Origin of the sequence: Robiginitalea sp., assembly GCF_049588695.1 — a bacterium.
Lineage (GTDB): Bacteria > Bacteroidota > Bacteroidia > Flavobacteriales > Flavobacteriaceae > Robiginitalea.
The window spans coordinates 1-3,769 of sequence record NZ_JBAVZJ010000088.1 but is presented as its reverse complement, the minus strand read 5'-3'; the positions used below and the strand labels follow the sequence as shown (position 1 = coordinate 3,769).

Sequence of the window (3,769 nt, the reverse complement as noted above, 5' to 3'; positions counted from 1 at the left end):
CTACCACCGTAAATGGGACCATTTGAAAAATCTGCAATCCCTTTCACCGTTACCCGATGCACTGGTCAGTCAGGTTCAGGCCACCCGCAACCCGTCCTTTAAAGTTTCGGACCACTGGATGGGGCGTAACCTCTCTATTCTGGTGAAACTGTCCTGGGATGAAAAAGAGATGCAAACCCGTTGTGGGGTATTGAAAGAAGTAGTGTCTGCCGTTCTGGATCAATAGGGTGCATAGTCGACAATCTCCAGGCCATAACCCACAATACCCACCCGTTTGGCTTGGGTATTATTGGTCATCAGGCGCAGCTTGTGAATCCTTAAGTCGTGAAGGATCTGTGCCCCAATACCAAAATCTTTATTGTCCATGGGAATCCCCGGGGCCTTCATAACCCCATTTTCCTGGTTCTCTTTTAGACCCTTCAGGCGTTGAAGAAGGTTAAAGGTTTCACTTTGCTGATTGATAAACACGATCGCCCCACGTCCTTCCTGGTTCAGGGCCCTGAACATATCGTCCAGTTTCTTCTCTGCGTCATTGGTCAATGTTCCCAGAATGTCGTTGTTTACCAGGGTTGAATTGATTCGGGTGAGCACCGGTTCGCCCGTTTTCCAACTGCCTTTGGTCAGCGCTATATGCACCTGGTCATTGGTCGTTTGCTGATAGGCGTGGAGCTGAAATTCTCCAAAGCGGGTCTTGATTTCAAAGGACTCTTTCTTATGGATCAGACTGTCGTGCTGCATGCGGTAAGCTACCAGATCTTCAATGGAAACGAGTTTTAAATTGAATTTCCGGGCCACCTCCTGTAATTGAGGAAGCCTAGCCATGGTTCCGTCTTCGTTCAGGATTTCCACGAGTATGCCCGCCGGCGCGAATCCTGCCAGCCTCGCAAAATCGACAGCAGCCTCTGTATGGCCGGTCCGCCTCAGGACCCCTCCGTTTTTGGCGCGTAAGGGAAAAATATGCCCAGGACGTCCAAGGACGGACGGACGGGTTTCGGGATCGACAAGGGCTTTGATGGTTTTGGCGCGATCGTGTACAGAAATTCCCGTGGTACACCCCTGTCCGATCAGGTCAACGGATACGGTAAACTGGGTATGGTGCAGGACCGTATTGTTCTCCACCATCATATTCAAATTAAGGTCTTCACAGCGCTCCTCGGTCAGGGGGGCGCAAATCAACCCCCTCCCGTGTGTTGCCATAAAATTGATCATCTCCGGGCTGACTTTTTCTGCAGCGGCTATAAAATCCCCTTCATTTTCACGGTTTTCATCATCCACTACAATTATAACCTTACCCTGGCGAATGTCTTCGATAGCCGATTCGATCGTATCGAGTTTTAATTTACCCTCCATAATCTTATTCTAGTTAATCTTCTTTTTTGGAACGTGAAAAGCGTTCTTTAATAAAATCTAAAAAGTGCCCGAAACTCATCAGGCCTCTGTCTGCTGTAGCACGCCGCGTAAGCCATATGCCCAGGGGCAGCATAATCAGCGTGGGTAACCAGGCACCGAGGATGGGATGGATATTACCCTCCTTGGCATAATTACTCGAAAACACCCCAAAGAAATAATACGCCAAAAACAACACAATCGCTATCACCATAGGCAGGCCCAAACCTCCTTTACGAATAATTGCACCCAGGGGTGCTCCGACAAAAAAGAGGATAATACACGAAAATGCAAGCGCGAATTTTTTGTGCAGGCTCAGGATGTGCAAATTGTAGCGTTTATAGCTCAACTCCAAATCCTGACCTTTGCCCCTGACGGAATTCATCAGGTTACGGACAGAGTTTTTGGCAGCGTCCAGAATCTGGCCCTGCTCCCAGGTTTTAAATGGGCTCAGGGGGTCACCTTCCACATAGGGACGTTCCTGTTTTTTAAGGTTAGCTGTTTTTATCGATAAAATCTCCTCGGGTATATCCCGGCTTATGCCAGCGGAATCCGCGGATTTTGTCTGGAAGCCCGCTGCCCTGATATTAGATGCCGCTGTTTTGACCATAGCGGCGGTTTGACCTAAGGAGTCCGGAATATTGACGATAGAATCTGAAGCAGCAGGTACACTGTCTCGATCGCGCAGCGGAAAGGCTCCTATCCGACTTGAGATACTGCTCGAAAAGGCATCTACCAGGTTCCGGTTATGTGCTTCTATTGAGTCGATATCGGTAATAAGCCGACCGACGTTTTTCATTTTATCGGTCTCTACATTGCGGTCGGCTTCGAGGTCTTCCAGGTTATCGGGAATCTCGATATTCATGACGTAGGTATCGAAATCCGCTTTGGTAAAAGGATGTGAATTCCCCGCAGTACCCGATTTCTGAATCAGTTCTTCGTAATAGTGCCCATCCATAAGTTTGAGCTGTATAATGTCAGAACCCGCCCCGCTGACCAGTTCCCCTTTCTCAGCCCGGATGACTGTTGTGTTGCGTTGAAGTCGCGATTTCATATGGATGATCACATCTTCCAGGAAGCGGTCATTTTCCCCGTATTTGCGCCCGACTTTGATATTTCGCCCTTCAAAATCACTAAAAACCCCTTCCACGATTACAGCGGCAGGCTTCATAGTGGCAATATTTCTCCTGAGGTTGTAGATTTTCTGTTCGGAGATAGGTATTACCGTATTTGCAAAATAGAAGGCGACCCCACCCAGAAAAACGACAAATACGATAATGTAGAGCATGGCCCGTTGGAGGGAAATCCCCGAGGCTTTCATCGCGGCAAATTCATAATTCTCGGCTAAGGCTCCAAAAGTAAGGATAGACGAGAGCAGGACAGTAAGGGGAAGTACCTTTTCAGTCAGGTTGGGAAGGAGGTAGAAAAGGAACTTCCCAATGATTACAAAATCCAGTCCCTTACCGGCCAGGTCGTCGATAAACAACCAGATCGTCTGAAAAATAAAGATGAACATCAGGATCACAAACGAACTGAAAAAGTTCATCAAAAACCTCTTCAGAATATATTGATCTAGGATTCTCAAAGCCTTAGTTCCTGATGATATAGTAGCCCTCGTCCGTGTATTTCTTTTCGTCGAAGGTGAACAGTGTTTTGGGTAGGGGTTGGTTTGTTTTAAACGAATTAACGGTAATGGTTGTTTTTGTACCGTTTTTTCCGGTTTCGATTAGCTTGTAAATATGTCGTGTTTCCACATCTATACCCAGAAGTATGGAAGCCACTTCTGAATTTGTGTCAATCGGCGTCAGTTTTACATACTGGATTTTGCGCCCCTGTACATCCTGAAGGATATCCCAGTCCAGTCGGTGCCCCTCCCGGTAAAAGGTGAGCATTTTAGACGGGCTGACCGTCCCGCTTTCGGAGGATTTATCTTCAATAGTCACCTCTTCGTTTTCCGGTACAATGGTGTACACTTTATTCCCGTCATACAACTGTTCTGCCCCCATATAGTTCAGGTAATACTTATCCCCGTTCAGACTGACATTACCCCGGGTTTCCTGCCGCACATCGGCTTCACTGTTGTAGAGGTCAAACTTAAAGTCCACTACAATGTTGTCATACCCCTTAACTTTGGCGTAAACTTCATCCAGCAGGTCTTTGGCTTTAGCTGCATCCTGGGCCTGTAAAGCCCCAAGACAGCAGCACATCAGCAGTATCGTTAAAATTCTGGGTTTCATGCTAATCCTTTTGTTTCGTTGTTAAGCAATTCCTGTAGGGCGGCGAGATCTGTTACAAGGACCTGCCTCGCCTTACTACCTTCAAAGGGGCCTACAATCCCCGCGGCTTCTAATTGGTCAATAATCCGCCCGGCGCGGTTATACCC

Annotated in this window: 4 protein-coding genes and 1 pseudogene; 1 reads left to right on the top strand and 4 read right to left on the bottom strand. The window is 47.6% G+C overall.

The features are described 5' to 3' along the window. Positions 1-226 (top strand): annotated as a pseudogene (locus tag WBV75_RS01845) (L-glutamine--2-deoxy-scyllo-inosose aminotransferase KanB); the annotation flags it as partial. Here WBV75_RS01845 and ribB read toward each other — a convergent pair. From ribB to WBV75_RS01825, 4 genes are all read right to left on the bottom strand, one after another. Beyond that, on the bottom strand, positions 220-1,350 hold the full coding sequence (gene ribB, locus WBV75_RS01840; RefSeq protein ID WP_424118952.1) for a 3,4-dihydroxy-2-butanone-4-phosphate synthase: 1,131 nt from the start codon (positions 1,348-1,350) through the stop codon (positions 220-222). The pseudogene WBV75_RS01845 and the gene ribB sit on opposite strands and share 7 nt — an antisense overlap. 13 nt (positions 1,351-1,363) lie before the next feature. Next, entirely contained in the window at positions 1,364-2,932 is a 1,569-nt protein-coding gene (locus tag WBV75_RS01835; RefSeq protein ID WP_424118951.1) for an LptF/LptG family permease, read from the bottom strand. Positions 2,933-2,975: 43 nt separating this feature from the next. After that, positions 2,976-3,623, bottom strand: coding sequence for a LolA family protein (locus WBV75_RS01830; protein WP_424118950.1), 648 nt, complete (start codon positions 3,621-3,623; stop codon positions 2,976-2,978). Then, positions 3,620-3,769: DNA translocase FtsK (locus tag WBV75_RS01825; protein ID WP_424118953.1), on the bottom strand; the 150-nt coding region annotated here is incomplete at its 5' end. The genes WBV75_RS01830 and WBV75_RS01825, both read right to left, overlap by 4 nt.

Excerpts from the sequence above, each read along its gene's own strand:
- ribB (WP_424118952.1), bottom strand. The coding sequence starts at position 1,350 with ATGGAGGGTAAATTAAAACTCGATACGATCGAATCGGCTATCGAAGAC.
- WBV75_RS01835 (WP_424118951.1), bottom strand. The coding sequence starts at position 2,932 with ATGAACTTTTTCAGTTCGTTTGTGATCCTGATGTTCATCTTTATTTTT.
- WBV75_RS01830 (WP_424118950.1), bottom strand. The coding sequence starts at position 3,623 with ATGAAACCCAGAATTTTAACGATACTGCTGATGTGCTGCTGTCTTGGG.